This window comes from Streptomyces sp. SUK 48, assembly GCF_009650765.1.
In the GTDB taxonomy this organism is placed as follows: Bacteria; Actinomycetota; Actinomycetes; order Streptomycetales; family Streptomycetaceae; genus Streptomyces.
In genome coordinates this window covers 2,770,200-2,793,546 of sequence record NZ_CP045740.1, presented here as the reverse complement: position 1 = coordinate 2,793,546, position 23,347 = coordinate 2,770,200, and the positions used below count along the sequence as shown (strand labels likewise).

Here is a 23,347-nt window from a genome sequence, read left to right as displayed (position 1 = left end):
TTTCCCGCCGCCCTTTCCGGGGCGGCGGGAAACCACGCGGCCGGTCTAGGGGCGCCCCCGCTGCCCCCGCAGATGCTCGGCGATCGGCTTCAGTGCCTTGTCCAGCTCCACCAGGGCCTCCGGTGAGAGCAGGTCGATGAAGTGCCGCCGCACCGAGGACACATGGTGCGGCGCCACCTTCTTCATCGTCTCCATGCCGTGCTCGGTGAGCACCGCGTACAGCCCCCGCCGATCCGATTCGCAGTTCTCGCGGCGCACCAGGTCCGCGTTCTCCATCCGCGTGATCTGGTGCGAGAGCCGGCTCTTGGACTGCAACGTGGCGGAGGCGAGGTCGCTCATCCGCATCCGCACGTCCTCCGACTCGGACAGGTTCACGAGGATCTCGTAATCGTTCATCGTCAGGCCGAACGGCTGCAGATCCTTCTCCAGCTGGTACGTCAACAGCCTGTTGACCTCCAGGTGGGTGCGCCAGGCGCACTGCTCCGCATCGGTCAGCCAGCGCGTGGCCGTCTCGGTCTCCATGAATGAAGTCTACCTAAGAAGTTGAATGGCGAACTACTTCGGGTGGTGTGACTGTGCGCACGCGTTCGACGTCACACTCCGCAGACTACCGCTCACAGCCCGAAGCGACGCTGGAGGTCCCCCAGCTGTCCGGGAAGGCGCGGTGCACCGGGTGGTTGCGGACCGTGTCCGGGCCGCCCCGGTGCGCCACCGCCCGGAGTCCCCGGATCGGACGGAACGACCCCCGTGTCGACCTCCGCCATCAGCGCCTCCGAGGACTGCAGCAGCACCGTCCCGGCACCCACGAACTCGAACTGGTGCTCCTCCCCGGAAACCCCGCCCAGGCCCGTCATCGCACGGAGTCCGCCCAGTACACCGGTCAGGTACCCGTGGTCGTAGTGATGGCACGGGGAGGGGCAGTCCGCCCAGCCGACGAGTGCCTGCGGATCGACCCGCAGAGGGGGCTCCATGAACACCACCGGCCCGTTCGACGCGGCCACGAATCGTCCGGTTCCGATCAGGGTCAGAAAACCCGGCACGATCGATTGTTTGAGCGCGAGACTTGGCTGAAAAGCGAGCAGATTGCCCGCGCGAATGGTCAAGTTCCCGTCGTCCAGGTCGTACGAGTTGACGTCGAAGGCCCGGTCGGCGAGCAGCATCTTGCCCGAGCCGCTCGCCACGACCCAGTCGCTCGCGTGCAGTGGCGAATGGAACGAGGTGCGCACGAGATGGTCGAGCCGGCCGTGCCCGATGCCGTTGAACTCGATCGCCCCGTAGTAGGCGATCATCTTCCCCTTCTGGAGGAACCACTGACCGGACTTGAGCTCGACGCAGAACGTGTATCCGTTCACGTTGTCGTCGGCGGGCAGGGTCATCGGGTCGTACACCACCGGGCCGCCGGGACCGGCGGTGCCGTAGGTGCCTGAGTACGCGCTCACAGCTTTTCCTCCGAAGCCTGGACGTACACCGTGCCGCTGCCGCTCAGCTCCAGCTGGAACGCCTCGCCGGAACCGCGGCCCACCATCTCGCGCCAGCCGAGCGCGGTGGACAGCCGGTTGCGGACGTCGCCGTGGTGGGCGACGTACGCCTGCGGGTCCACATGCACCGGGCGGCCGGGGCCGATCGGCAGCTCGAAGACGCCGCCGTGCGCCATCACGGCGACCGCGCCCTGGCCCTGGAGGGTGGTGGTGAACAGCCCCTGACCGGTGACCTGGCCGCGCACCAGGCCCATCACCCCGCCCTGCGCGCCCATGAACATGGTGCCCTGGCGCAGCGTGCCCTCGAAGGCGAGCAGGCGGTCGGCCTCCACGTGGAGGGTGTCGCCGGTGAGGTGGATGACATGGATGTGATGGCCGCCGTGCCCGAAGAACACGGTGCCGCTGCCCTCGACGGTCATCAGCGGGGTCGCCTCGCCCGTCACCCGGCGCCCCAGCATGGACATCACCCCGCCCTGGCCGCCCTGGATGTTGGGCGTGAAGGACACGTCCCCCTGGTAGGCGAGCATCGCCCCGCGCTGGCTGAACAGCCGCTGCCCGGGGACCACCGTCGCCCGCACCATCTTGGAGTTGATCTCTCGGAAGGTCATCTCACAGGTCCCCCGCGATCGTGTTCCGCTCGCTCGGCTGCACATAGACCAGGCCGTCCCCCTCGAAGCGGATCTGGAACGCCTCGCCGCCGCCCTCCCCGACGAAGGTGCGGAACGTCACACCGGACTGGAAGGACTGCCGGACCTCGCCCTGATGGGCGATATAGGCCCCCGGGTCGACGGTCAGCGGGTACTGGGGGCTGACCCGCAGCGCCACCGCCGGACCGTCCGACATGATCGCCGCCTGGCCGTGCCCCTCCACCGTCGTGGTGAACAGGCCGTTGCCCTGGGAGGCGCCGCGCAGCCCGGTGAAGGTGGTGCCCGTACGCAGCGCCGCGTCCGTCACCAGCAGGTTGCTCGACTCCACGTACAGCTTCTCGCCCTGGAGGCGCACCAGGTTGATCTCGGTCGCCCGGTCGGCGAACCAGCAGGTCCCGTGTCCCTTCACCTCCATCACCGCCATCTGCTCACCGGTCAGCCGGCGGGTCACCATCCCGCGCAGCCCGTCGCCGCCCCCGGTGAGTTTCTTGAAGGTCATCTGCCCGTCGTACGCGACCATCGAGCCGTTCTTCGCCTTCACGGCGTCCCCGGTCATCTCGACGGCGAGCACCTTGCTGCCTTGCAATCGGAACATCGCCACGCTGGGAAACGTAGCGCCGACGCGGGTGGACCGAACAGCACCCGCGGGTGGAGCCGCACCCTGAGCGGACCCCCAGGGGCGCCGTTTGCCACAATGGCGGCACGCTTGTGCGTGCGTTCACAAACCGGTAGCCCCCGACGGCGCTCCGTAACCGCCGGACCGGCGACCCCGGGCCGGCACCCCCGGACCGGCGACCGCCGGACCCGGTCGGCCGCCACTCCTCGCAACTCCCACCGAAGGTGACCCGTGGACATCAAGACCGCCACCGCCATCCGCCGCCTCCGCCTCGTCTCCGCACCCGAGGCCGTGTCCTTCATCGTCCTGCTCGTCTGCTCCGTGCTGAAGCGGACCACGGACTTCAACGCGGTGCCCGTGATGGGCGCGATCCACGGTGTCCTGTTCGTCCTGTACGTGCTCTTCTGGGCCGACGCCTGGAACCGCGCCAGGTGGAGCCTCGGCACCGCCGCCCTCTACTTCGTCCTCTCGGTGCTGCCCACCGGCGGCTTCTTCGCCGAGCGCAAGCTGCGCCGCGAGGCCGAGGACGCCGTGATCGCCGCCCGCGCCCGCAAGGAAGGGGTCATGAGCGCATGATCGTCGCCTTCTCCGTGACGCCCCTCGGCGTCGGCGAGGACGTCGGGGAGTACGTCGCCGACGCCGTCCGCGTGGTCCGCGAGTCCGGCCTGCCGAACCGCACCGACGCCATGTTCACCTCGATCGAGGGCGACAGCTGGGACGAGGTCATGGACGTCGTCCGGCGCGCCGTCGCCGTCGTCGAGGAGCGCGCCCCGCGCGTCTCCCTCGTCCTCAAGGCCGACATCCGGCCCGGTGTCACCGACGGCCTCACCTCCAAGGTGGAGACGGTCGAACGCCACCTGGGGGCTAGCCGGCCACCACCTGGCGGGCAGCGGTTTTGAGCGATCGCTCAAAGGGAAGTACCTTCTTCTCGAAGATCCTTTGAGCGGTCACTCGAGCAGCGGCCTGACGTGGGGGAACACCATGGGTCTCTATACGGAGACACACATACGCGCCGACCTCGACCGGCTGTGGGCGCACACCCAGGACCCCGTCCTGCACCGGCGCTGGTACCTGCTCGTCACCGAGCTCCACCACCTCCCGAGCGACCCCGGCGAGCCGCGCCCCTTCCGGTTCACCGCGCGCCTGCCCCCCTTCCTCACCCTCTCCGGCACCGGCGTCTCGGCCGGCGAGAAGGAACGCCCCGACGGCACCCGCACCTCCGCCCTGTGCTTCTCCTCCACCCACCCCCTCGGCCTGATCGCCGAGGGCAGCGGCTACTGGCGCTACGTCCCCGACGACCGGGGCGTGCGCTTCCTCACCGGCTACGACTACCGCCCCCGCGGCGGAGCCCTCGGCGCCGCCGCCGACCGCCTCCTGGTGCGCCCGCTGCTCGACTGGGCCACCGCCTGGTCCTTCGACCGGCTCCGGCTCTGGCTGGAGCGCGGCATCACCCCCGAGCGCGCCCTGTGCAACTGGCTCGCCGAGATCGCCGTACGCGTCCTGCTGCTCGCCGCGTGCCTCGGCGGGCTGCGCCTGGAGCGGCTGATGCGCCTGTTCGGATCGTTCGCCGCCGCCATGGCCTACCTGTGCCCGGTGCTGCTGCTCGCCGCCGTCTGCCTCGCCCTGTTCAAGTCGCCGCTCGACTGCACCCCGGCCGCCCGCCGCTGCCTGCGCGCCCCCGCCACAAGGATCCGGGCCCCGCGGCTGCTGCGCACCCTCCAGAAGCGCGTGGAGGCCCCCGCGTGAGCCCCGAGACGGCGAAGGCCCGGGAGACCAAGACCAAGCTGCTGGAGGGCGCCCTGCGCACGCTCACCGAGCAGGGCATCGCCAAGACCTCGGCCCGTACGGTGGCCGCGGCCGCCGGCGTCAACCAGGCGCTGGTCTTCTACCACTTCGGCACGGTGGACGAGCTGCTCGCGGCGGCCTGCCGGTACGGCGCGGAGCAGGCGGTCGCCCGCTACCGCGAACGGCTCGCCGCGGTCACCTCCCTGTCCGAGCTGCTCGCCGTCGGCCGGGAGATCCACGAGCACGAGCGGGACGGCGGCCATGTCGCCCTCCTCGGCCAGCTGCTCGCCGGCGCCCCACGCACGCGGCGCTCGGGCCCGCGACCGCGGCGGGGCTGCGGCTGTGGATCGCCGAGATCGAACAGGTGCTCACCCGGCTGCTCGCCGCGACCCCGGTCGCCGAGTTCGTCGACCCGGCGGGGCTCGCGCGGGCGGTGGCCGCGTCGTTCGTCGGGATCGAGCTGTACGAGGGGGCCGACGAGGAGGGGGCGCGGGCGGCGCTGGAGGCGCTGGACCAGCTGGCCGCGCTGGTGGCCGCGCTGGAGGAGCTGGGGCCGGTGGCGCAGCGGGCCGTGCGGCATCGGCTGCGGCGGGCCGGGCGGTGACCGCGCCGGCCCGGTGCGGGCCGGGCGGGAACGGCCCGCGATGGCCGAAAGATGAGACGGAGCTGACCGGCATATGACCGGCCGGTAGGGTCTGATGACGTGCCGAAGCCTCTCAGCCTCCCGTTCGACCCCATCGCCCGCGCCGACGAGCTGTGGCAGCAGCGCTGGGGCAACGTGCCCTCCATGGCCGCGATCACCTCGATCATGCGGGCCCAGCAGATCCTGCTCGCCGAGGTGGACGCGGTGGTCAAGCCGTACGGGCTGACGTTCGCCCGCTACGAGGCGCTGGTGCTGCTCACCTTCTCCAAGGCCGGCGAGCTGCCGATGTCCAAGATCGGCGAGCGGCTCATGGTGCATCCCACCTCCGTGACGAACACCGTCGACCGGCTGGTGAAGTCGGGCCTGGTCGCCAAGCGGCCCAACCCCAAGGACGGGCGCGGCACCCTCGCCGTGATCACCGACAAGGGCCGCGAGGTGGTCGACGCGGCCTCCCGCGACCTGATGGCCATGGACTTCGGGCTCGGGGCGTACGACGCGGAGGAGTGCCGGGAGATCTTCGCGATGTTCCGGCCGCTGCGGGTCGCGGCGCTGGACTTCGACGAGGGGTGACCCCCGCCAAGATCTCCCGGAACGGGTGGTTACGCTCGACTCCATGAAGAAAAGCGTGCTGACCCGCTACCGCGTCATGGCCTACACCACGGGTGTCCTGCTGGTGCTCCTGTGCCTGAGCATGATCGCGAAGTACGGGCTGGACATCAGCGGCGCGGCCGACCTGACCCGTGTCGTCGCCATCGCCCACGGCTGGCTGTACGTCGTCTACCTGGTCTTCGCCTTCGACCTGGGCTCCAAGGCGAAGTGGCCGGTCGGCAAGCAGCTGTGGGTGCTGCTCGCGGGCACCATCCCGACCGCCGCCTTCTTCGTGGAGCGGAAGATCAGCCGGGAGCTGGACGGCAAGATCGCCGGCCGTACCGCCCCGGCCGTCGCCGAGGTGTAGGTCCCGGCCGTCAGGGGTCGCAGCCGCCGTACCCACCCGTACGGCGGCTTTGCCATCGACAGGTACTAGGACGTCCAAGTAAATTCGATGGTATGGACGCTCAGGCCATCGAGGAGGGCCGCCGGCGCTGGCAGGCCCGATACGACGCCGCGCGCAAGCGTGACGCCGACTTCTCCACGCTCTCCGGGGACCCCGTGGAGCCGGTGTACGGGCCGCGGCCCGGGGACACGTACGAGGGATTCGAGCGGATCGGCTGGCCGGGGGAGTACCCGTTCACCCGGGGGCTCCATGCGACCGGCTACCGCGGGCGCGCCTGGACCATCCGGCAGTTCGCCGGGTTCGGCACCGCCGAGCAGACCAACGAGCGCTACAAGATGATCCTCGCGGCGGGCGGCGGCGGGCTGTCCGTGGCGTTCGACATGCCCACGCTGATGGGCCGGGACTCGGACGATCCGCGCTCGCTCGGCGAGGTCGGGCACTGCGGGGTCGCGATCGACTCGGCCGCCGACATGGAGGTCCTGTTCAGGGACATCCCGCTCGGCGAGGTCACCACGTCCATGACGATCAGCGGGCCCGCCGTGCCCGTCTTCTGCATGTACCTGGTCGCGGCCGAGCGGCAGGGCGTCGATCCCTCGCTCCTCGACGGCACGCTCCAGACGGACATCTTCAAGGAGTACATCGCCCAGAAGGAGTGGCTCTTCCAGCCGGAGCCGCATCTGCGGCTGATCGGCGACCTCATGGAGTACTGCGCGGCCGGCATCCCCGCCTACAAGCCGCTGTCGGTCTCCGGGTACCACATCCGGGAGGCGGGGGCGACGGCCGCGCAGGAGCTGGCGTACACGCTCGCGGACGGGTTCGGGTACGTCGAGCTGGGGATGAGCCGGGGCCTGGACGTCGACGTGTTCGCGCCCGGCCTGTCGTTCTTCTTCGACGCCCATGTGGATTTCTTCGAGGAGATCGCCAAGTTCCGTGCCGCGCGGCGCATCTGGGCGCGGTGGCTGCGCGATGTGTACGGCGCGCGGAGCGAGAAGGCGCAGTGGCTGCGGTTCCACACCCAGACCGCCGGGGTCTCGCTGACCGCGCAGCAGCCGTACAACAACGTGGTGCGCACCGCGGTGGAGGCGCTGGCCGCGGTGCTCGGCGGGACCAACTCGCTGCACACCAACGCCCTGGACGAGACGCTGGCGCTGCCCAGCGAGCGGGCCGCGGAGATCGCGCTGCGCACCCAGCAGGTGCTGCTGGAGGAGACCGGGGTCGCGGGGGTGGCGGATCCGCTGGGCGGCGCGTGGTACGTCGAGCAGCTGACCGACCGTATCGAGGCGGCGGCGGAGAAGGTCTTCGAGCAGATCGAGGAGCGGGGGCGCGCGGCTCATCCGGACGGCCACCATCCCATCGGGCCGATGACCTCCGGGATTCTGCGCGGGATCGAGGACGGCTGGTTCACCGGGGAGATCGCCGAGTCCGCCTTCCGCTACCAACAGGCGCTGGAGAAGGGGGAGAAGAGGGTCGTGGGCGTCAACGCGCACACCGGTTCCGTCACCGGCGAACTGGAGATCCTGCGCGTCGGCCACGAGGTGGAGCGGACCCAGGTCCAGCTTCTCGGCGACCGCAGGGCGGCTCGCGACGAGACCGCCGTACGCACCTGCTTGGACGCCCTCCTCGCCGCCGCCCGGGACGGCTCCAACATGATCGAGCCGATGCTGTCCGCGGTCCGCGCGGAGGCGACCCTCGGCGAGATCTGCGGCCTGCTGCGCGACGAATGGGGCGCGTACACGGAACCGGCGGGCTTCTGAGGGCGCTCGGGCCCGCGCCTTCGCGCGCGGGCCGTTCCGGCCTTCTGCGCGAAGGGTTCCCGGTGGCAATTACGCCGGTGCCGACAGCCCCAGCAGCAGGACCCTGATGAAGCTTCGGATCCAGGGGCCGTCGGCGGGTTTGCCGCTGACCAGGGTGCGGTGGACGACGGCGCCGGCGACCATGTCGAAGGTGAGGTCGATGGTGCGGGCGGTCTCCTCCGGGTCGGATTCCGGGGGGAGTTCGCCGCGGGCCTGGGCGCGCGAGCGGCCCTCGACGACCAGGCGTTTCTGGCGTTCCACGACCGAGGCGCGGATGCGTTCGCGCAGGGGTTCGTCGCGGGTCGACTCCGCGACCACCGCCATCAGGCCGCTGCGGCACTCGGGGCGGTCCAGGAGCGCCGCGAACTGGAGGACCACGCCCTCGATGTCGGCGGCCAGGCTGCCCCGGTCGGGCAGCCGCAGCTCGTCGAAGAGTTCCGCGACCGCGTCGACGACCAGCTCGTTCTTGCCGGCCCAGCGGCGGTAGAGCGTGGTCTTCGCGACCCCGGCGCGCATCGCCACGTCCTGGAGCGTGAGCTTGGACCAGCCCAGCTCCACCAGCGCCTCCCGGGTCGCGGCCAGGATCGCGGTGTCCGCGGCGGCACTGCGGGGGCGCCCGGGGCGGCTGGCGGGGGTGCGGCTCTGCATCCCCCGACCATAACCGGCCCGTCGGCGGCCGGATCCGTGGCGTGGTGAGGGAGATCACCGGATTGCGGTGTCGCGTGACCCCTCATTGCCATTACGCTACGGGTCGTAGCGAAAGCTCGCGACGGACGTACGCGGGCAGAACGGCACGGCGCGGGTGGGGACCCGGCGCCGGACACCGACGCTTTTTTCTTCAGGCGCGGGAACAGGGGAGGATAGACGCATGCAGCCACGGAACATGTCCATGAGCGGCGTGGTCGACCTCGCCGCGGTGAAGGCGGCCCAGGAGGCCAAGGCCAAGGCCGAGCAGACGCGCGCCGAAGCGGCCCGGCAGGGCGGCACGGGTGCCGTCTCCCCGGCCGATCTCGTCATCGACGTCGATGAGGCGGGCTTCGAGCGCGAGGTCCTCCAGCGCTCCGCCGAGGTGCCCGTCGTCATCGACTTCTGGGCCGAGTGGTGTCAGCCCTGCAAGCAGCTGAGCCCGGTCCTGGAGCGGCTGGCCGTCGAGTACGCCGGGCGCTTCCTCCTCGCCAAGATCGACGTCGACGCCAACCAGATGCTGATGCAGCAGTTCGGGGTGCAGGGCATCCCGGCGGTGTTCGCCGTCGTGGCGGGCCAGGCCCTGCCCCTGTTCCAGGGGACGGCCGGTGAGGAGCAGATCCGCGGGACCCTCGACCAGCTGGTGCAGGTCGCCGAGGAGCGCTTCGGTCTGACCGGCCTGACCGTCGACCCGGAGGCGCAGCCGGGCGGTGCCCAGGGCATGGGCGCCGAGGCCCCGGTGGGCCCGTACGAGTCGCTCCTGAACGCGGCCGCCCAGGCCCTGGACGCCGGCGACCTGGACGGCGCGGTCACCGCCTACCAGAACGTACTGGCCGACGACCCGGCCCACCCCGAGGCCAAACTCGGTCTCGCGCAGGCCGAGTTGCTGCGCCGGGTGCAGGGTATGGACCCGCAGAAGGTGCGCCGGGAGGCGGCCGATCAGCCCAAGGACGCGGACGCGCAGATCGCCGCCGCGGACCTGGATCTGGTGGGCGGTCATGTCGAGGACGCCTTCGGGCGGTTGATCGAGACCGTGCAGCGCACGGCGGGTGACGACCGGGACGCGGTACGTCGCCGGCTCCTGGAGCTGTTCGAGGTCGTGGGCTCCGAGGACCCCCGGGTGATCGGTGCTCGCCGGGCGCTCGCGCGGGCGCTTTTCTGACCAGTCACTCAACGCCACGGCCGTGACGCCGGGGTGAAAGGTTTGGCGACAAGACGTTCAGGCCGCTCCACTTTGCCAAATCTTGGTAATCGGGGCGGCTGTTACTCCGAGTAAATCACAGCCGTTGATCTGTCTGGTTTCGTACAGGGATCAACGGCTTTGCTCTGCCCTGCGTTGCGACGGAGTGTCGCGCTCCGGGATCACCCGGTCGTGTCTTGGTTATCCGCCCGTTACTAGCCAGTAACGAACCCCCTTGTGCAGGCGGCCAATTTGCACCACGATCGGCGACGCTCGGTCCATTCCCGTACCCCGGCATCCGGTCGGGGCGAGGGAGACTCTGGGTCCCCACCGAGCAGAGCCGGCGGCAGTGGCGCCGGCTCTAGGGCAGGGGGGTCTTCGCCGGCCGGCGAAGCCTGTCCAAGCAAGGTTGTGCGTGATGTGTGTCAGGCGCGACCAGTGGTTGTCGCTCGGGGGTGATCGCCGGTGATTCGGGCGCTTGTGCGCCTGCGAGTACGGGCGCTCTCCTTCCCGAGGACGTAGCACTTCTCCCATCCCTGCCCGGCTGAGCCGCCGTATGTGGGCGAGTCCGGGCCAGGAGATGTACGTCCGAGAAGGAGGAAATATGGAGTCCCAGGTGCGTGGCGGGACCAGATGGAAGCGGTTCGCTGTGGTCATGGTGCCCAGCGTCGCCGCCACGGCGTGTATAGGTGTCGCCCTCGCTCAGGGTGCGCTGGCCGCGTCGTTCAGTGTGTCGGGTCAGTCGTTCAAGGTCACCGCCGACAAACTGGTCGGCCAGGGCTTCGAGCAGTACGGCGCGCTCGACAACGGCTACACCCTCGGTGGTGACCAGACGACCCACCCGGTCGCGGTCTCGGCCTTCAAGACGGCCCAGATCACGAACATGTGCCAGTCGGTCGTCACGCCGAACATCCCGGTGCTCGGCTCGGTCAGCCTGGTGCTGAAGGCGGGCGCGGACAAGCCGGTCGAGGCCGACCAGCTGTACATCGACGTCGACGACCTGAACGCCGACGCCACCTTCACCAACATCGACATCGGTGTTGCCGCCAAGGACGCCGGCAAGGGTCCTGGCATGAAGGGTGGCAAGGAGCAGGCCAACCCGTTCGGCTTCGCGCAGCAGGCCGACTCGGCCACGCTGACCGGTGTGAAGCAGACGGCGTGGGCGACCACGGCCGGCACCTTCAAGCTCAGTGGTCTGCACATGTCCGTGCAGGCGGGCACACACGAGTGCTACTAGGCACTCGTTGACGGGCGGGGGAGCCGACGGCGCCCCCGCCCGCGCCACATCCGCCGCGTCTTCACACGTGGCACACGTCATCACCACAGCAATGCCGCACCAGGGAGCTGTTTTCCATGAGCGCCGAGACCCCTGCCGCCGAATCCGGCCAGTTCGACATCCGGAGGCAGCAGTTCCGCGCCTGGCGGGGCGCGCGGCCGTTCTGGGCAGGTCTGTTCATCTTGCTCGGCGGCTTTCCGATCATGTACTTCCCGTACGCCCACCTCCAGCTCGGACACCTGACGCTGGCGATGGCGACCACCGCGGGGGCGGGATCCCTGATCATCGGTGTGCTGCTCGTCGTGCTGGGCGTCAGCCTCTGGTTCCAGAAGCATGTGCGGACCTTCGCGGGAGTCGCCGCGATCCTGCTGGCGCTGGTGTCCCTGCCCGTGTCCAACTTCGGCGGCTTCGTCCTCGGCTTCCTGTTCGCCCTCATCGGCGGAGCGATGGCCGTGGCGTGGGCGCCTGGCGAGCCCGGCGGACCGGAGTCACAGGCCGGTGAGGCCGCCCCGGGCACCGGCGGCGCGCCCGAGTCCGTGCCGCTGCCCGGCCAGGGCACCGCCGGCGCGTACGAGCCGAACGACCTGTCAGGAACGAGCCCGGCCAACGGGGCGAACGGGAGGCACAGTGCCGGCTGACGAGGTGAGCCGCGGGAGCGACGCGGACGAGTCCCGCGGGAGAACCGGAGCCCGCCACGCGGCCCCCAGGAAGCCGCTGTTCACCAGGTTCCACATGCCGGCCGGCAAGGCGATAGCCACCGTGGCGATGCCGACGGCCGTGCTCATGGGCATGGGCTTCACCTCCACGCTCGCCCTCGCGGCGGGCAGCGGCGGCAGCCCGGCCCCCTCCACCACGGCCAAGAGCCTGACGGCGGACGAGTACAAGGACTGCGTCAAGGCGCTGGACGACGGCAAGGACCCCTCGTCCTCGCCGTCGCCCTCGGCCACCAAGTCCACCGACGCGCCGACGCCGACGTCCTCGCCGAGCGGTGACGCGACGAAGGACACCGGCAAGGACTCCTCCGAGGACCCGTCCGACCCGTCGTCCAAGGACCCGGGCTCGGGTTCGGGCTCGGGTTCCGACTCGGGTTCCGCGGGCGGGACCACGCCGAAGCCGACCGAGACGTCCGGCTCCGGGTCGGGCTCGGGCTCCGGTTCGGGTTCCGGCTCCGGTACGACGACTCCGAGCGCGTCGCCCGGCAAGAGCAGCGGCGGCGGACTCCTCGGCACCATCGGCGACACCATCGGGAACATCCTCACCGGCGGCAAGCACGACACCGCCACGCCGTCCGCGAGCGCCACGCCCTCGGCGAGCCCCTCGCCGTCCGCGTCCGGCTCCACGGCGTCGCCGTCCGGCACGAAGCCGTCCGACACCGTCAAGGACACGGCCTCCAAGGCCGCCAAGACGGTCGGGGACACGGTGAAGAACACCACCGGCACGGTCTCCAAGACGGCCGACGACGCGGGCAAGGCGGTCGACGGCGCGGGCAAGGCGGTCAAGGACACGGCGGACCCGGCGACCCCGGACCCGTCCACGAGCGCGAGCCCCTCGGCCAAGGACTGCCCGGCGGCCACCACCGACGAGGGCGGCGTCGACAACCAGGTGCCGGTGGCGGACGACCCCTGGTACCTCCAGGCCAGCTCGCTGCTGCTCAAGGGCGCCGACTACCAGGGCGTCGTCGAGGTGAGGACGGCGGGCGGCACCACCAAGAAGGTGCTGAAGTACGTCATCTCCGACGGCACCGACATCGGCGACCTGCACCAGACGGTGCACGACTCGCTGTCCGGCAAGACGTACCACGTCCAGGCGTCCAAGGGCTCGACGTCGACCATCCGCGACGGCAAGACCGTGATGTACACCGAGTCGATCTCGGGCAACCTGTTCGGTCTGATCCCCATGACCTTCAGCCCCGACAGCCCGCCCCCGCTCAACCTCCCGCTGATCTACTTCACCAGCGTGAAGGTGACCCAGGCCGCCCAGTTCGGCGGCAGCCTGCACGTGCCCGGGATGCATGTGTACACGACCGGCTGACCGGTCCCCCGGACCCCTCCGGGAGCCGCGGCACCGCGAAGGGCTCCCCCTGCGAACAGGGGGCGCCCTTCGCGCCGTTCACGTCCGTGCGGGCCGCGTCAGTTGTCGGTGCCCAGGTGGTGGACCCGGATCATGTTGGTGGTGCCGGGGACGCCGGGGGGCGAGCCGGCCGTGATGACCACGGTGGCGCCCTTCTCGAAGCGGCCCAGGCTGGCCAGCTCCTGGTCCACCTGGTCGACCATGTCGTCGGTGGTGTTCACGAACGTCACCACGTACGGCTCCACGCCCCAGCTCAGCGTGAGCTGGTTGCGGGTGGACTCCTCGGTGGTGAAGGCGAGGATCGGCTGGGCGGCGCGGTAGCGCGAGAGGCGGCGCGCGGTGTCGCCGGACTGGGTGAACGCGACCAGGCCGCGGGCGCCGAGGAAGTCGGCGATCTCGCAGGCCGCGCGGGCCACCGAACCGCCCTGCGTGCGCGGCTTCTTGCCCGGCACCAGCGGCTGCAGGCCCTTGGAGAGCAGCTCCTGCTCGGCGGCCTGGACGATCTTCGACATGGTCTTGACCGTCTCGACCGGGTAGGCACCCACCGAGGACTCGGCGGACAGCATCACCGCGTCGGCGCCGTCCAGGATCGCGTTGGCCACGTCGGACGCCTCGGCGCGGGTCGGCCGGGAGTTGGTGATCATCGACTCCATCATCTGGGTCGCCACGATCACCGGCTTGGCGTTGCGCCGGCACAGCTCGATCAGGCGCTTCTGCACCATCGGGACCTTCTCGAGCGGGTACTCCACCGCGAGGTCGCCGCGGGCCACCATCACCGCGTCGAACGCCGCGACGACGTCCTGCATGTTCTCCACCGCCTGCGGCTTCTCCACCTTGGCGATGACCGGGACCCGGCGGCCCTCCTCGTCCATGACGCGGTGCACGTCCTGGACGTCCTTGGCGTCCCGCACGAAGGACAGCGCGACCATGTCGCAGCCCATGCGCAGCGCGAACCGCAGGTCCTCGACGTCCTTCTCGCTCAGCGCGGGCACGTTGACGGCCGCGCCGGGCAGGTTGATGCCCTTGTGGTCGGAGACGACGCCGCCCTCGATCACGATCGTCCGGACCCGGGGGCCCTCCACGTCCACGACCTTCAGCTCGACGTTGCCGTCGTTGATCAGGACCTGGTCGCCGCGCGTGACGTCGCCCGGCAGCCCCTTGTACGTCGTCCCGCACAGGTGCCGGTCGCCGGGCACGTCCTCGGTGGTGATGACGAACTCGTCGCCGCGCTGAAGCTCGACCGGACCGTCGGCGAAGGTCTCCAGGCGGATCTTCGGGCCCTGGAGGTCGGCGAGGACGCCGATGGGCCGGCCGGTCTCCTTGGACGCGGCCCGGACGCGGTCGTACCGCGCCTGGTGCTCGGCGTGGGAGCCGTGGCTGAAGTTGAAGCGGGCCACGTTCATGCCCGCCTCGATCATGGCGACGAGCTTCTCGTGGGAGTCGACCGCGGGGCCGAGAGTACAGACGATTTTCGAACGGCGCATGGGGCGATCCTATCGGTTTGTTTCGCTACGGAATATTCCGTCTGGCGGAAGATACAAATGAGAGGCGTCCTGCTCAGGTGCTGCTCAATTGCTCTTTCCGACCAGTGCGTAGGTCTGCGTCGCGATCTCCAGTTCTTCATCCGTCGGCACCACCGCCACGGCCACCCGGGCGGACGCGGGCGAAATCAGCCGCGCCCCGTCGCCGCGCACGGCGTTCAGCTCCGGGTCGACCGCCGCGCCCAGCCCCTCCAGGCCCGCGATCGCCGCCTGGCGCACGGGCGCCGCGTTCTCCCCGACCCCGGCGGTGAACGCGATCGCGTCCACCTTCCCGAGCACGGCGTAATAGGCGCCGATGTACTTCTTGAGCCGGTGAATGTAAATGTCGAAGGCGAGAGCGGCTTCCTCGTCGCCCTCGTCGATCCGGCGGCGGATCTCCCGCATGTCGTTGTCCCCGCACAGACCGAACAGGCCGCTCCTCTTGTTGAGGAGAGTGTCGATCTCGTCCATGGACATTCCGCCGACCCGTGCCAAATGGAAGATGACGGCGGGATCCAGATCACCGGAGCGCGTACCCATCACCAGCCCCTCCAAAGGCGTGAGCCCCATGGAGGTGTCCACGCACCGGCCCCGCTCCACCGCGGACGCGGAGGCGCCGTTGCCGAGGTGCAGCACGATCACACTGACCTCGGCGGGGTCCTTGCCCAGCAGCCGGGCCGTCTCGCGGGACACATAGGCGTGCGAGGTGCCGTGGAAGCCGTAGCGGCGCACCCGGTAGCGGTCCGCGATCTTCGGGTCGATCGCGTAGCGCGCCGCGGACTCCGGCATCGTGGTGTGGAACGCGGTGTCGAACACGGCGATCTGCGGCAGGTCGGGGCGCAGCGCGCGGGCCGTGCGGATGCCGGTCAGGTTGGCCGGGTTGTGCAGCGGGGCGACCGGGATCAGCCGCTCGATCTCGGTGATCACCTCGTCGTCGACGACGGTGGGCTCGGTGAAGAACATCCCGCCGTGCACCACCCGGTGGCCGATCGCCAGCAGGTCCGGCGAGTCCAGGCCGATGCCGTCGCGGGCCAGCTCCCCGGCGACGGCCTTGAGCGCGGCGTCGTGGTCCGCGATCGGGCCGTTCTGCTCGCGGGTCTCACCGGTGCCGACGCAGGTGTGCTTGAGCCGGGAGGTCTGCTCGCCGATCCGCTCGACCAGGCCGAGGGCGAGCCGGCTCGCGTCCCGCATGTCGAGCAGCTGGTACTTCAGCGAGGAGGAGCCGGAGTTGAGGACGAGGACACGGGTCGCGGTCACGGTACGGGCACGCTTTCTGCTCGGTCTGCGGAGGTCTGGGCCTGGATGGCGGTGATGGCGACGGTGGTCACGATGTCCGGCACCAGGGCGCCCCGGGACAGGTCGTTGACCGGCTTGTTCAGTCCCTGGAGGACCGGGCCGACGGCGATCGCGCCGGCCGAGCGCTGCACGGCCTTGTAGGTGTTGTTGCCGGTGTTGAGGTCCGGGAAGATCAGCACCGTGGCCTGCCCGGCGACCTCGGAGCCCGGCAGCTTGGTCGCGGCGACGGTGGGCTCCACGGCGGCGTCGTACTGGATCGGCCCCTCGATCTTCAGGTCGGGTCGGCGGGCGCGCACCAGCTCGGTGGCCGCGCGCACCTTGTCGACATCGGCGCCGGTGCCGGAGGTGCCGGTGGAGTACGACAGCATCGCGATCCGCGGCTCCACCCCGAACCGGGCCGCCGTACCGGCCGACTGGATGGCGATGTCGGCGAGCTGCTCGGCGTCCGGGTCGGGGTTGACCGCGCAGTCGCCGTAGACCAGCACCTTGTCGGCCAGGCACATGAAGAACACCGAGGAGACGATCTCGGCCTCGGGGCGGGTCTTGATGATCTCGAAGGCCGGGCGGATGGTGGCCGCCGTGGAGTGCACCGAGCCGGAGACCATGCCGTCGGCGAGACCCTCCTCGACCATCAGGGTGCCGAAGTAGTTCACGTCCGTGACGACGTCGTACGCCAGCTCCACCGTGACGCCCTTGTGGGCGCGCAGGGCCGCGTACTTCTCGGCGAAGCCGTCGCGCAGCTCGCTGGTGGCCGGGTCGATCAGCTGGGTGTCGCCGAGGTCGATGCCCAGGTCGGCGGCCTTCTTGCGGATCTGGTCGGCGGGCCCGAGCAGGGTCAGGTCGCACACGCCCCGGCGCATCAGCACCTCGGCCGCGTGCAGCACCCGCGCCTCGGTGCCCTCCGGGAGCACCACCCGGCGCCGGTCGGCGCGGGCCCGGTCGAGGAGCTTGTGCTCGAACATCATCGGGGTGACGCGGTCGCCGCTGGTCGCCGAGATGAGGCTCGCCAGCTCGGCGGTGTCGACATGGCGTTCGAACAGGCCCAGCGCGGTCTCCGCCTTGCGCGGGGTGGCCGCCGTCATCCGGCCCTCCAGCGAGAACAGCCGCTCGGCGGTGGGGAAGCTGTTGCCGCGCACCGACAGCACCGGGGTGCCCGGGGCGAGCCGGTCGGCCAGCGTGAGGATCTCCTGGCTCGGCACCTCGTCCAGGGTGAGGAGCATGCCGGCTATCGGCGGGGTGCCGGCGCTGTGCGCGGCCAGCGCGCCGACGACCAGGTCCGCGCGGTCCCCGGGGGTGATGACCACACAGCCCGGCATCAGGGCGGTCAGCAGGTTCGGCAGCATGGCGCCGCCGAAGACGAAGCCGAGGGCGTCGCGGGCGAGCCCGGAGTCGTCGCCGAGCAGCACCCGGGCGTCCAGGGCCTGGGCGATCTGCGCGACGGTCGGCGCGGACAGGGCGGGCTCGTCGGGCAGCACGTAGCAGGGCACCGGCAGCCGGGAGGCCAGGCGCTCGGCGAGTTCGTCGCGGTCCTCCCGGGCGACCCGGTTGGCGATCATGGCGAGGACGTCGCAGCCCAGGCCGTGGTAGGCGCGGTAGGCGTTGCGGACCTCCGCGCGCACCGACTCGGCGTTCTGGCCGCGGCCGCCGACGATCGGCAGCACGGAGGCGCCGAACTCGTTGGCCAGGCGGGCGTTCAGGGCCAGCTCGTCCGGGAGCTGGGTGGCCGCGAAGTCGGTGCCGAGGACCAGGACCACGTCGTAGTCGCGGGCCAGCAGGTGGAAGCGGTCGACCAGAGTGGAGACCAGTTCGTCGGTGCCCTGCTCGGCCTGGATCGCGGACGCCTCCCGGTAGTCCATGCCGCCGACGGTCGCCGGGTCCTGGGAGAGGCGGTAGCGCGCCCGCAGCAGCTCGAACAGCCGGTCGGGGCCGTCGTGCACGAGCGGGCGGAAGACCCCCACCCGGTCCACCTGCCGGGTCAGCAGTTCCATGACCCCCAGCTCCGCGACCTGGCGGCCGTCGCCGCGGTCGATGCCGGTCAGGTACACGCTGCGCGTCACGTGTCCACTCCGTTTCTCATGTCGCCGTTTCTCATGGCGCCGTCGAAAGATCGTCGCCGCAGGATCGTCGTCGAAGGGTCGGCATAAAAATCGCCCACCAGGGTGAGCGGAACCCTCTTGACAGTACCCCTCGGCCGGGATAAGGCGCCCGTCAGGATCCCGGGGCTCCCGGCGGACGTGAAAGAATCGGGGCAGGCTCACGCACGGACGAGACAGCGAGCAGGAGACACAGCACGATGCGCATCGGAGTTCTCACCGCAGGCGGCGACTGCCCCGGCCTGAACGCCGTGATCCGTTCGGTCGTGCACCGCGCGGTGACGCAGTACGACGACGAGGTCATCGGATTCGAGGACGGCTACCGGGGTCTGCTCGACCGCCACTACCGCGCCCTCGACCTGGACGCGGTCGGCGGCATCCTGGCCCTCGGGGGCACCATCCTCGGCTCCTCCCGGCTGGAGCGGGACCGGCTGCGGGAGGCGTGCGAGCGGGCCACCGACATGGTCGGGGAGTTCGGCATCGACGCGCTGATCCCGATCGGCGGCGAGGGCACCCTGACGGCGGCCCGGATGCTCTCCGACGCGGGCCTCCCGGTCGTCGGCGTGCCCAAGACGATCGACAACGACATCTCCGCCACGGACCGCACCTTCGGCTTCGACACCGCGGTGGGCGTCGCCACCGAGGCGATGGACCGCCTCAAGACCACCGCCGAGTCCCACCAGCGGGTGATGGTGGTCGAGGTCATGGGCCGGCACGCGGGCTGGATCGCGCTGGAGTCCGGCATGGCCGCCGGCGCCCACGGCATCTGCCTGCCCGAGCGGCCCTTCGACCCCGCGGACCTGGTCAAGATGGTCGAGGAGCGCTTCTCCCGCGGCAAGAAGTTCGCCGTGGTCTGCGTCGCCGAGGGCGCGCACCCCGCCGAGGGCACCATGGACTACGGCAAGGGCGCCATCGACCAGTACGGCCACGAGCGCTTCCAGGGCATCGGCACCGCCCTCGCCTACGAGCTGGAGCGCCGCCTCGGCAAGGAAGCCAAGCCGGTCATCCTCGGCCATGTCCAGCGCGGCGGCGTGCCCACCGCCTACGACCGCGTCCTCGCCACCCGCTTCGGCTGGCACGCCGTGGAGGCCGCCCACCGCGGCGAGTTCGGCCGGATGACCGCCCTGCGCGGCACCGACATCGAGATGGTCCCGCTCGCGGAGGCGGTCACCGAGCTGAAGACGGTCCCGAAGGACCGGATGGACGAGGCGGAGTCGGTCTTCTAGACCGCCCCGCTCTCCGGAGGCGTTGTCCCGGCGGGAGTTCTACGGCTCCCGCCGGACCGCCGCCCAGAAGTTCTCCACGATCCGCTCCAGGAACTCCTCCCCGGCGGCCCCGGCCGTGCCCCCGCCGCCCCAGCCCAGGGTGGCGGTCATCCGGCCCTGGTAGTCCCGGTGCAGCCGGCGCAGGCCCTCCTCCAGGACGGGGCGCTCCAGGGCCACCAGCTCCCCGACCTGGCGCACATACGCCTGCCAGCGGGTGGTCACGGCCCCGCGCAGCAACGCGGCGAGCGGCTCCGTACGGCCCGTGACGGCCACCACGTCCGGCGGTTCGAGGCGCAGCACCCGGACGAGGTCGAGGAGCTGCCGCTCGGTGCCGCGCCAGACGCCGTCCTCCTCCATCCGCAGATACGCCGGAAGGCCCACGCCGACGGCGTGCGCGACGTCCTGCGGTGCGACGCCGCGCGCGATGCGGTGCTCGCGCAGGGTGCGGGGGCGGTCGAGGAGTTCGCCGGGGTCACACCACAACGCCCCGGCGAGCGCGGCGAGTTCGGTGTGATCCGGGCCGACGGTGCCGCGCTCCCAGGCGAGCACGTACCCGGGGGTGACGTAGGGCAGCCCGTACGCGGACCGCAGGGCGTGGGCGACATGCTCGGGACCCATGCCGAGGGCGCCGCGCAGCCGCCGGGCGGCCTGGGCGTCGAACGGGGGCGGAGGCGGGGGAGAGGAGGGTGGGCGCACCCCGCACAAGGTAGGCCCGGCGGGGCGGGGGCGATACGGTCCGTTCCGACAGGATCACGTATTGGCCGAATACACAGCCCCCGCCCGTCCGTTCGTCAGCCCTTCACCGCGCCCCCGAGCGCGAAGCCGCTTCCCAGCCGGCGGGAGACCAGCACGTACAGCAGGATCACCGGGGTCGAGTAGACGACGGAGAACGCGGCGAGCTGGCCGTAGGCGACCATGCCGCGGTTGCCGAAGAAGTCGTTGACGCTCACCGAGGCCGGCATCTTGTCGGGGGTGAGCAGGAGCATGAAGGGGACGAAGAAGTTGCCCCACATCATGACGAACGAGAAGACCGTCACGACGGCGAGGCCCGGCCCCATCAGCGGCAGGACGACGCGCAGCAGCGACTGCACGGGCGAGGCGCCGTCGGTCCAGGCGGCCTCCTCCAGTTCCTTCGGGACACCGTCCATGAAGTTCTTCATCAGCCAGATGGCGAACGGGAGCTGGGTCGCGGCGAAGAACAGGATCGTGCCCTGGAGGGTGTCGATCAGATTCACCCGGACGAACAGGGCGTACACCGGCACCATGATCGCGGTGATGGGCAGGCTGGTGGCGAAGAGGATCGTCAGCAGGAACGGCCGGTTGAGCCGGGACCGGAACCGGGAGAGCGGGTACGCGGCGAGCGCGGCGCACCCGACGGTGAGCGCGGTGGCACCGCCGCACAGGATCAGGCTGTTGAGCAGCGGGGTGTAGGTGATGTCCGGGGTCAGGATCGCCCGGAAGTTGCCGAGGGTGAGCGCGTGCGGGACCCGGACCCGCAGACCGGCGGACGGGTCCACGCTCGCCAGCACCACCCAGGCCAGCGGCAGCGCGAAGGCGGCGGCCACCAGCAGCAGACAGGCGTCGGCGGTACGGCGCCGTGCGGCACGTGCGCGGGTGCGGGTGCGAGTACTGCGGGTGCGGGTGAGGGCGCGGGCCATCACACCTCCGTCCGCAGCAGCCGCAGATACACGGCCGAGAACAGCGCCCCCACCAGCAGCAGGAGCAGCGCGACGGCGGTGCCGTACCCGATCATGCTGTTCTGGAAGGCTTGTTCGTACATCAGCAGCGGCAGCGTCTGGCTCCGGTCGCCGGGGCCGCCCCGGGTCATCACCCAGATCAGCCCGAACACCGAGAGCGTCTGGAGGGTGTTGAGCATCAGATTGGTGCCGATGGACCGGCGGATCATCGGCAGCGTGATGTGCCACAGCCGCCGCAGGCCGCCCGCCCCGTCCACCTCGGCCGCCTCGCTGATCTCGGCCGGGATCTCGTCCAGCGCGGCCGAGTACACCAGCATCGAGAAGGCCGTGCCGCGCCACACATTGGCGAACGACACCGCGAGGATCGGCAGGGTGTACAGCCAGTTCTGGCGCGGCAGCCGGAGCCAGCCGAGGACCGCGTCCAGGGTTCCCTCCCGCCGGAAGAAGGCGTAGAGCAGGAACCCGGCGACCACCTCCGGCAGCACCCAGGCCGTGACCACCACCGCGCCGGCCACCGCCCGCACCGGCCGCGACGCCCGCTTCATCAGCGCGGCGAGCGCGAGCCCCAGGGTGTTCTGCCCGACGATCGAGGACAGCACGGTGAACACCAGCGTCAGCCAGACCGCGTTGAGGAACGCCGGGTCCGCGAAGGCCCGGCGGAAGTTGGCGAACCCCACGAAGGAGGAGTGCGCCTGGCCGGTCAGCTGGAGGTCGGTGAAGGCGATCAGGACGCAGTAGGCGATGGGCCCGGCGAGGAAGAGCAGCAGCAGGACGACGGCGGGGGCGAGGGGCAGGGCCCGGAGGAGCCCGGGTGCCGCGCCCCGTCTCCTCATCCGCCGACCACCTGTCCGCCGGTGGCGTCCTTGAGCGCGGCGTCGTAGTCACCGGCCGCCTGCGCCACCGTCCGGTCCCCGGTGGTCACGCCCTCCATGGCCTCCTGGATCGCGGTCGACACCTTCGGGTAGGCGGGGAACGCGGGCCGGTAGTGCGTGGTGGCCACCAGGTCGGTGAAGAACTTGATCCCGGGCTGCGCGCCCGCGTACGCGGGGTCCGACGCCACGTCCGCGCGCACCGCGATACCGGAGTTGGCGATGTACCACTTCCGCGCGTTGTCCCTGGTCTGGAGCGTCCTGATGAAGTCGAACGCGAGGTCCGGATGGGCCGCCCGCGCCGGGATCGACCACGTCCAGCCGCCCGACATGCTCACCTTGCCCGGCGCCTGCCCGTGCTGGGTGGGCATGGAGGCGAGCCCCGTCTCCTTCGACCAGTCCTTCCACTCGTGTCCGCTGCCCGGCAGCCAGTCCTGCGGCAGCCAGGAGCCGTCCAGGTCGATGCCGAGCCTGCCCTCGGGGAGCAGTTCACCGCGCACGGTGGTGGAGTAGTTGGGGTCGAGCGCGTCGGACACGTCCGGGCCCAGCTTCTCCTGGAACACGCTGTGCACGAACGCCAGCGCGTCCTTGAAACCCTGGCCGGCCGCGATCCACTTCTTGCTCGCGGCGTCGTACAGCGGATCGCTCCGGCCGTCGTTCGTGCCGTACAGCAGTTCCTCGAAGCCCTGCATCGTGGCCTCTTCGCCCGCGGGCTTGCCGGTGTAGAGGTTGAGCGGGGTGACCCCGGGGACCTTCCGCTTGATGGTGCGGGCGGCGGCGAGGATCTCGTCCCAGGTCCGCGGCTGCCAGTCGGCGGGCAGCCCGGCCTTGCGGAACACCCGCTTGTCGAACCAGAGTCCGCGGGTGTCGGTGCCGTCCGGGACGCCGTACGTCTTCCCGTCCTGCCCCCGGGCGGCGGCCTTCGCGGTGCCGATGAACCGTCCCCAGTCCGGCCACTTCGCGAGATACGGGTCGAGGGGCTTCAAGTACCCGCTGGTGATGTCGGAGTTGATGAGGAAGGTGTCCTCGTAGACCAGATCGGGTGCGGTGCGCGGGGAGCGCAGCATCTGCTGGAGCTTGGTGTAGTACTCCGAGTCCGGCGCCTTGATCGGCACGAACTCGACCTTCTTCCCGGGGTGTTCGCACTCGAACTGCTTCTTGATGCCGGCGAGGTAGGTGTCCATCACCTTGACGGAGTTGTCGGTCGACTGCTTGTACGACACCCGCAGGGTGTCGGGTCCCTCGCCGGAGCCGGCGTCGCACGCGGTGAGGGCGCCGGCGGCGAGGACGGTGGTGAGCAGGGCGGTGAGAGCGGCGGTGGGGCGCACGGGCATGACCTCCTGCGGGCACACGTGGGGGTGGCCTCGGTGGTGTCCGTGAAGGTAAGAGCGGCACTCCGCTCAGGTCAATGCGTGTGCAGTGAAAGGGAGTCGGCGATCAC

General features: G+C 70.7%; 23 protein-coding genes and 1 pseudogene. 12 read left to right on the top strand and 12 right to left on the bottom strand.

Translation table 11 applies throughout. The features are described from left to right. Positions 1-45 precede the first annotated feature (45 nt). From GHR20_RS11680 to GHR20_RS11665, 4 genes are all read right to left on the bottom strand, one after another. Positions 46-522, bottom strand: coding sequence for a MarR family transcriptional regulator (locus GHR20_RS11680; RefSeq protein WP_046424311.1), 477 nt, complete (start codon positions 520-522; stop codon positions 46-48). 92 nt (positions 523-614) lie between these two features. Then, positions 615-1,376 carry an AIM24 family protein gene (locus GHR20_RS11675; protein WP_111584850.1) on the bottom strand — a complete coding sequence of 254 codons (762 nt, stop codon included), beginning with the start codon at positions 1,374-1,376 and terminating at the stop codon, positions 615-617. A 59-nt stretch (positions 1,377-1,435) separates the two neighbouring features. Further along, entirely contained in the window at positions 1,436-2,086 is a 651-nt protein-coding gene (locus GHR20_RS11670; protein WP_111584625.1) for an AIM24 family protein, read from the bottom strand. Position 2,087: 1 nt separating this feature from the next. After that, positions 2,088-2,720: an AIM24 family protein gene (locus GHR20_RS11665; RefSeq protein ID WP_111584624.1), complete on the bottom strand. Its 633-nt coding sequence runs from the start codon at positions 2,718-2,720 to the stop codon at positions 2,088-2,090. A gap of 252 nt (positions 2,721-2,972) precedes the next feature. Between GHR20_RS11665 and GHR20_RS11660 the strand changes: the two genes are divergently transcribed. The 7 genes and pseudogenes from GHR20_RS11660 (at position 2,973) to GHR20_RS11630 (ending at position 7,917) form a co-directional block, all read left to right on the top strand. Then, complete coding sequence (locus GHR20_RS11660; RefSeq protein WP_153813129.1) at positions 2,973-3,317, top strand: DUF3817 domain-containing protein; 345 nt, start codon at positions 2,973-2,975, stop codon at positions 3,315-3,317. Further along, a complete protein-coding gene (locus GHR20_RS11655; RefSeq protein WP_153813128.1) occupies positions 3,314-3,640 on the top strand; it encodes an MTH1187 family thiamine-binding protein in 327 nt (108 codons plus the stop codon). The genes GHR20_RS11660 and GHR20_RS11655 overlap by 4 nt, the downstream gene beginning before the upstream one ends. Before the next feature lie 82 nt (positions 3,641-3,722). Further along, a complete protein-coding gene (locus GHR20_RS11650; RefSeq protein WP_153813127.1) occupies positions 3,723-4,487 on the top strand; it encodes a hypothetical protein in 765 nt (254 codons plus the stop codon). After that, positions 4,484-5,130: pseudogene (locus GHR20_RS11645) on the top strand (TetR/AcrR family transcriptional regulator). Before GHR20_RS11650 ends, GHR20_RS11645 begins: the two are co-directional and overlap by 4 nt. A gap of 99 nt (positions 5,131-5,229) precedes the next feature. Continuing rightward, positions 5,230-5,739: a MarR family transcriptional regulator gene (locus GHR20_RS11640; RefSeq protein ID WP_111584619.1), complete on the top strand. Its 510-nt coding sequence runs from the start codon at positions 5,230-5,232 to the stop codon at positions 5,737-5,739. Positions 5,740-5,782: 43 nt separating this feature from the next. After that, complete coding sequence (locus tag GHR20_RS11635) at positions 5,783-6,124, top strand: DUF3817 domain-containing protein (RefSeq protein ID WP_111584618.1); 342 nt, start codon at positions 5,783-5,785, stop codon at positions 6,122-6,124. Positions 6,125-6,216: 92 nt separating this feature from the next. Beyond that, on the top strand, positions 6,217-7,917 hold the full coding sequence (locus tag GHR20_RS11630) for a methylmalonyl-CoA mutase family protein (protein WP_153813126.1): 1,701 nt from the start codon (positions 6,217-6,219) through the stop codon (positions 7,915-7,917). 69 nt (positions 7,918-7,986) lie between these two features. Here GHR20_RS11630 and GHR20_RS11625 read toward each other — a convergent pair whose 3' ends face one another. Next, positions 7,987-8,604: a TetR/AcrR family transcriptional regulator gene (locus GHR20_RS11625; protein ID WP_111584616.1), complete on the bottom strand. Its 618-nt coding sequence runs from the start codon at positions 8,602-8,604 to the stop codon at positions 7,987-7,989. Between the two features lie 220 nt (positions 8,605-8,824). On the opposite strand from GHR20_RS11625, the gene GHR20_RS11620 reads away from it, so the two are divergent. The 4 genes from GHR20_RS11620 to GHR20_RS11605 all read left to right on the top strand — a co-directional run bounded on the left by GHR20_RS11620 (position 8,825) and on the right by GHR20_RS11605 (position 13,127). Continuing rightward, positions 8,825-9,802, top strand: a complete 978-nt coding sequence (locus GHR20_RS11620) for a tetratricopeptide repeat protein (RefSeq protein WP_153813125.1) — start codon at positions 8,825-8,827, stop codon at positions 9,800-9,802. 622 nt (positions 9,803-10,424) lie between these two features. Then, positions 10,425-11,057, top strand: coding sequence for a DUF6230 family protein (locus tag GHR20_RS11615; RefSeq protein WP_153813124.1), 633 nt, complete (start codon positions 10,425-10,427; stop codon positions 11,055-11,057). A gap of 116 nt (positions 11,058-11,173) precedes the next feature. After that, a complete protein-coding gene (locus GHR20_RS11610; RefSeq protein WP_111584613.1) occupies positions 11,174-11,734 on the top strand; it encodes a DUF6114 domain-containing protein in 561 nt (186 codons plus the stop codon). Beyond that, positions 11,724-13,127, top strand: a complete 1,404-nt coding sequence (locus tag GHR20_RS11605) for a hypothetical protein (protein WP_208446845.1) — start codon at positions 11,724-11,726, stop codon at positions 13,125-13,127. The genes GHR20_RS11610 and GHR20_RS11605 overlap by 11 nt, the downstream gene beginning before the upstream one ends. 98 nt (positions 13,128-13,225) lie before the next feature. On the opposite strand, the gene pyk is transcribed toward GHR20_RS11605, so the two are convergent. From pyk to pta, 3 genes are all read right to left on the bottom strand, one after another. Next, positions 13,226-14,650 (bottom strand): pyruvate kinase, encoded by a 1,425-nt coding sequence (pyk, locus tag GHR20_RS11600; RefSeq protein WP_111584612.1) that lies wholly within the window; start codon positions 14,648-14,650, stop codon positions 13,226-13,228. A gap of 84 nt (positions 14,651-14,734) precedes the next feature. Next, complete coding sequence (locus GHR20_RS11595) at positions 14,735-15,943, bottom strand: acetate kinase (RefSeq protein WP_153813122.1); 1,209 nt, start codon at positions 15,941-15,943, stop codon at positions 14,735-14,737. After that, complete coding sequence (gene pta / locus GHR20_RS11590) at positions 15,940-18,039, bottom strand: phosphate acetyltransferase (RefSeq protein ID WP_111584610.1); 2,100 nt, start codon at positions 18,037-18,039, stop codon at positions 15,940-15,942. The genes GHR20_RS11595 and pta overlap by 4 nt, the downstream gene beginning before the upstream one ends. A 236-nt stretch (positions 18,040-18,275) precedes the next feature. Between pta and GHR20_RS11585 the strand changes: the two genes are divergently transcribed. Further along, a complete protein-coding gene (locus GHR20_RS11585) occupies positions 18,276-19,301 on the top strand; it encodes an ATP-dependent 6-phosphofructokinase (protein WP_111584609.1) in 1,026 nt (341 codons plus the stop codon). Between the two features lie 39 nt (positions 19,302-19,340). Here GHR20_RS11585 and GHR20_RS11580 read toward each other — a convergent pair whose 3' ends face one another. The 4 genes from GHR20_RS11580 to GHR20_RS11565 form a co-directional block, all read right to left on the bottom strand. Then, positions 19,341-20,036, bottom strand: a complete 696-nt coding sequence (locus GHR20_RS11580) for a helix-turn-helix transcriptional regulator (protein WP_243878005.1) — start codon at positions 20,034-20,036, stop codon at positions 19,341-19,343. Positions 20,037-20,131: 95 nt separating this feature from the next. Then, positions 20,132-20,998: a carbohydrate ABC transporter permease gene (locus GHR20_RS11575; RefSeq protein ID WP_194858867.1), complete on the bottom strand. Its 867-nt coding sequence runs from the start codon at positions 20,996-20,998 to the stop codon at positions 20,132-20,134. Further along, the gene (locus tag GHR20_RS11570; protein ID WP_111584607.1) at positions 20,998-21,870 is read right to left on the bottom strand and encodes a sugar ABC transporter permease; all 873 of its coding nucleotides are present in this window, start codon (positions 21,868-21,870) and stop codon (positions 20,998-21,000) included. The genes GHR20_RS11575 and GHR20_RS11570 overlap by 1 nt, the downstream gene beginning before the upstream one ends. After that, positions 21,867-23,240, bottom strand: coding sequence for an extracellular solute-binding protein (locus GHR20_RS11565; protein WP_153813120.1), 1,374 nt, complete (start codon positions 23,238-23,240; stop codon positions 21,867-21,869). The genes GHR20_RS11570 and GHR20_RS11565 overlap by 4 nt, the downstream gene beginning before the upstream one ends. Positions 23,241-23,347 lie beyond the last annotated feature (107 nt).